This is a genomic window from Micromonospora deserti, assembly GCF_003236335.1.
Taxonomy (GTDB): domain Bacteria; phylum Actinomycetota; class Actinomycetes; order Mycobacteriales; family Micromonosporaceae; genus Micromonospora; species Micromonospora deserti.
The window spans coordinates 1-4340 of record NZ_POUB01000385.1 but is presented as its reverse complement, the minus strand read 5'-3'; the positions used below and the strand labels follow the sequence as shown (position 1 = coordinate 4340).

Here is a 4340-nt window from a genome sequence, read left to right as displayed (position 1 = left end):
GCCTTGTTGATCATGAGGTTGGCGGTGACATTCCGGGCACTCCGTCCCGCCAACCTCATGATCAAGCGCGTGGGAGGACGAGCGGGCAGGATCGGGCTGGGTGGGTCAGGGGGTGTGGCCCCAGCGGGCCTGCTCCAGGAGGTCGACGGCGCGGTGGCGGGCGTCGGCATCGTCGGTGCGCAGCAACGCGCTGGCCTCGTCGACCGCGTCGTTCAACAGCCGCAACTGCGCGTCCCGCTCCCGCACCAGGTCGGACTGCGCGGACAACTGCCGGGTCTTGACCCACAGCTCCACGAAGACCGACACCTTGGCCCGCAGCACCCAGGGGTCGAACGGCTTGGTCAGGTAGTCGACCGCGCCCACCGCGTAGCCGCGCAGCGCAAGCTGGGCGTCCCGGTCCGCGGCGGTGAGGAAGATGATCGGCACGTGCCGGGTCCGCTCCCGCCGCTTGATGTGGCCCGCCGTCTCGAAGCCGTCCATGTCCGGCATCTGCGCGTCGAGCAGGATCACCGCGAAGTCGTCGACCAGCAGCTGCTTCAGCGCCGCCTCGCCGCTCTCCACGGCGACCGACTGGACCGGCAGCCCCTGGAGGATCGCCTCCAGGGCCATCAGGTTCTCCCGCCGGTCGTCGACCAGCAGCGCCTTCGCCATCTGGGTCACGAACTCTCCTCGGTGCGGCTGCCGCTGATCCAGGACGCCATGAGCTCGATCAGCTCGTCCAGGTCGACAGGCTTGGTGATGTAGTCGCTGCCCCCGGCGGCGAGCGCCGACTCCCGGTCGCCCGGCATTGCCTTCGCGGTCAGGAAGACGATCGGCAGCTCCGCGAACCGGTGGTTGCGACGGATCTGCCGGGTCGTCTCATAGCCGTCCTGATCAGGCATCATCGCATCCATCAGGACGATGTCCACCTCCGGATGCTCGGCCAGCAGGCGGACGCCGTCCGCCCCGTTGTCCGAGTACAACACGGTCATCCCGTGCAGTTCCAGCGCACTGGTCAAAGCGAAGACGTTGCGGACGTCGTCGTCCACGATCAGCACGGTCACCCCCTCCAGCTGCCGGGTGGCCGGGGTCGGGGACGGCTCGGGCAGCTCCGGCGGCGGCATCAGCAGCGACGACGGCAGGCCGGCCCGGGACGGCGAGGGGGGCAACGGCGCGACCACCGCGTCCGGGGCCAGCACGTCCGGCACGAAGAGGGTGAACGTCGAGCCCTGCCCGGGCGCCGAGGACACACCGATCGTGCCGCCCAGCAGCCGGGCCAGGTCCCGGCTGATCGACAGCCCCAGCCCGGTGCCGCCGTAGCGGCGGCTGGTGGTGCCGTCGGCCTGCTGGAACGCCTCGAAAATGATCGACAGCTTGTCGTCGGAGATGCCGATGCCGGTGTCCACCACCGTGAAGGCGATCACCTGCCGGGCGTTGGTCAGCGCCGGCACGTCGAAGACCGCGTTCTCCGGCGCCGGGGCGATCCGTAGCGTCACCGCGCCGTTGTCGGTGAACTTGACCGCGTTGGAGAGAAGGTTGCGCAGAATCTGCTGCAACCGCTGGGCGTCGGTGACCAACGCCGGCGGCAGGCCCTTGCTGATCCGCACCTGGAAGTCCAGGCTCTTCTCCTCGGCCTGCGGGGCGAACGCCTGCTCGACGTAGCTGCGGATCTCGTCGAACCGGACCTCCGTCGGCTCGACGTCCATTCGACCCGCCTCGATCTTGGACAGGTCCAGGATGTCGTCGATCAGCGAGAGCAGGTCGGAGCCGGCGCTGTGGATGGTCTTGGCGAACTCGATCTGCTTCGGGGTGAGGTTCTGGTCCGAGTTCTCGGCCAGCAGCCGGGCGAGCAGCAGCAGCGAGTTCAGCGGCGTACGGAGCTCGTGGCTCATGTTCGCCAGGAACTCCGACTTGTACGCCGACGCCCGGGTGAGCTGCTGGGCCTTCTCCTCCAGGCCGCGCCGGGCCAGCTCGATCTCCCGGTTCTTGGTCTCGATGTTGCCCTTCTGCTCGGACAGCAGCTGGGCCTTGTCCTCCAGCTCGGCGTTGGTGCGCTGCAGCTCGGCGGACTGCTCCTGCATCTCGTGCGCCAGCCGCTGGGACTGGGCCAGCAGCTCCTCCGTGCGGCGGTTGGCCTGGATGGTGTTGACCGCGATACCGATGGTGAGCACCAGCCGCTCAAGGAAGGACAGGTGCAGCTCGGAGAAGGTGGTCACGCTGGCGAACTCGATCACGCCGAGCAGCTCGCCCTCGAAGAGCACCGGCAGCACGACCAGGTCGGCCGGGGGCGTGTCGGCCAGCCCGGAGCGGAGCATGAGCCGGCCGTCGGGCGCGGCGCTGACCCGGATCGTCCGGCGGGAGAGCGCGGTCTGCCCGACCAACCCCTCACCCGGTCCGAAGGTGACGTCGTGCCCCCGGGCCACGTAGCCGTACGAGGCGGTCAGCCGCAGCCGCATCACACCCTCGGAGTTGTCCGCGAGGAAGAACGCGCCGAGCTGCGCGTCGACCAGCGGGGTCACCTCCATCATGATCATGCGGCAGACCTCGCCGAGATCGCGTTGGCCCTGGAGCAGGCCGCCGATCCGGGCCAGGTTGGAGTCCAGCCAGCCCTGCTCGGCGTTCTTCTTGGTCGTCTCCCGCAGGGTGACGATCATCTGGTTGATGTTGTCCTTCAGCTCGGCGACCTCGCCCTGCGCCTTGACGTTGATCCGCTGGGTCAGGTCGCCCCGGGTGACCGAGGTGGAGACCCGGGCGATCGCGCGCAGCTGGGTGGTGAGCGTCGAGGCGAGCTGGTTGACGTTGTCGGTGAGGTCCCGCCAGGTGCCGGCGACGCCCCTTACCTGGGCCTGGCCGCCGAGCTTGCCCTCGGTGCCCACCTCGCGCGCGACCCGGGTCACCTCGTCGGCGAACGACGACAGCTGATCCACCATCGTGTTCACCGTCGACTTCAGCTCCAGGATCTCACCCCGAGCGTCGACGGTGATCTTCTGCGACAGATCACCCTTCGCCACCGCCGTGGTCACCGACGCGATGTTGCGCACCTGCGAGGTCAGGTTCGACGCCATCGAGTTCACGTTGTCGGTCAGGTCCCGCCAGGTGCCGGAGACCCCCTTCACCTGGGCCTGGCCGCCCAGCTTGCCCTCGGTGCCCACCTCGCGGGCCACCCGGGTCACCTCGTCGGCGAACGACGACAGCTGATCCACCATCGTGTTCACCGTCGACTTCAGCTCCAGGATCTCACCCTGCGCGTCGACCGTGATCTTCTGCGACAGGTCACCCTTCGCCACCGCCGTGGAGACCTGGGAGATGTTGCGCACCTGCGAGGTCAGGTTGCCGGCCAGCTGGTTGACGTTCTCGGTCAGGTCCCGCCAGGTGCCGGAGACCCCGCGTACCTGGGCCTGGCCGCCCAACTTGCCCTCGATGCCCACCTCGCGGGCCACCCGGGTCACCTCGTCGGCGAACGACGACAGCTGATCCACCATCGTGTTGACGGTGTCCTTCAGCTCCAGGATCTCGCCCTGCGCCGCCACGGTGATCTTCTGCGACAGGTCACCCCGGGCCACCGCCGTGGAGACCTGGGCGATGTTGCGGACCTGGGCGGTCAGGTTCGACGCCATCGAGTTGACGCTGTCGGTGAGGTCCTTCCAGGTGCCCGCCACGTTCGGCACGTCGGCCTGGCCGCCCAACTTGCCCTCGGTGCCCACCTCGCGGGCCACCCTGGTCACCTGCTCGGCGAAGAGGCGCAGCGTGTCGGTGAGCGAGTTCATCGTGTCGGCCAGCTCGGCGACCTCGCCGCGCGCCCCGACGGTGATCTTCTGCGACAGGTCGCCCTTGGCCACCGCCGTCGCCACCTGGGAGATCGACCGCACCTGGCCGGTCAGGTTCGATGCCATGGTGTTCACCGAGTCGGTGAGGTCCTTCCAGGTGCCGGCGACGCCCCGGACGTCGGCCTGGCCGCCGAGCTTGCCCTCGGTGCCCACCTCCCGGGCCACCCGGGTCACCTCGTCGGCGAACGACGACAGCTGGTCCACCATCGTGTTCACGGTGCGCCCGATGCGTAGGTACTCACCCCGCAGCGGGCGGCCGTCGATCTCCAACGCCATGTGCTGGGACAGGTCACCCTCGGCGACCGCGACGATGACCCGGGCGATCTCGGTGGTCGGCCGCCCCAGGTCGTCGATGAGCGAGTTGACCGCCCGCTGGCCCTCCGCCCAGGAGCCGTCCAACCCCTCGTCGTCCAGGCGCTCGGTGAGCCGGCCGTCCCGGCCGACGATCCGGCTGATCCGCCGCAGGTCCACGTGGTGCCGCTCCTGGAGCGAGACCACCTCGTTGAAGGCGTCCGCCACCTCACCCGCCCGGCC

Annotated in this window: 2 protein-coding genes; both read right to left on the bottom strand. The window is 69.3% G+C overall.

Annotation, left to right across the window (positions count from 1 at the left end; genetic code table 11):
• Positions 1-105 precede the first annotated feature (105 nt).
• Positions 106-660 (bottom strand): response regulator, encoded by a 555-nt coding sequence (locus C1I99_RS29735; RefSeq protein ID WP_111137499.1) that lies wholly within the window; start codon positions 658-660, stop codon positions 106-108.
• On the bottom strand, positions 657-4340 hold a 3684-nt coding region (locus tag C1I99_RS29730), incomplete at its 5' end, for a hybrid sensor histidine kinase/response regulator (RefSeq protein WP_111137498.1). The genes C1I99_RS29735 and C1I99_RS29730, both read right to left, overlap by 4 nt.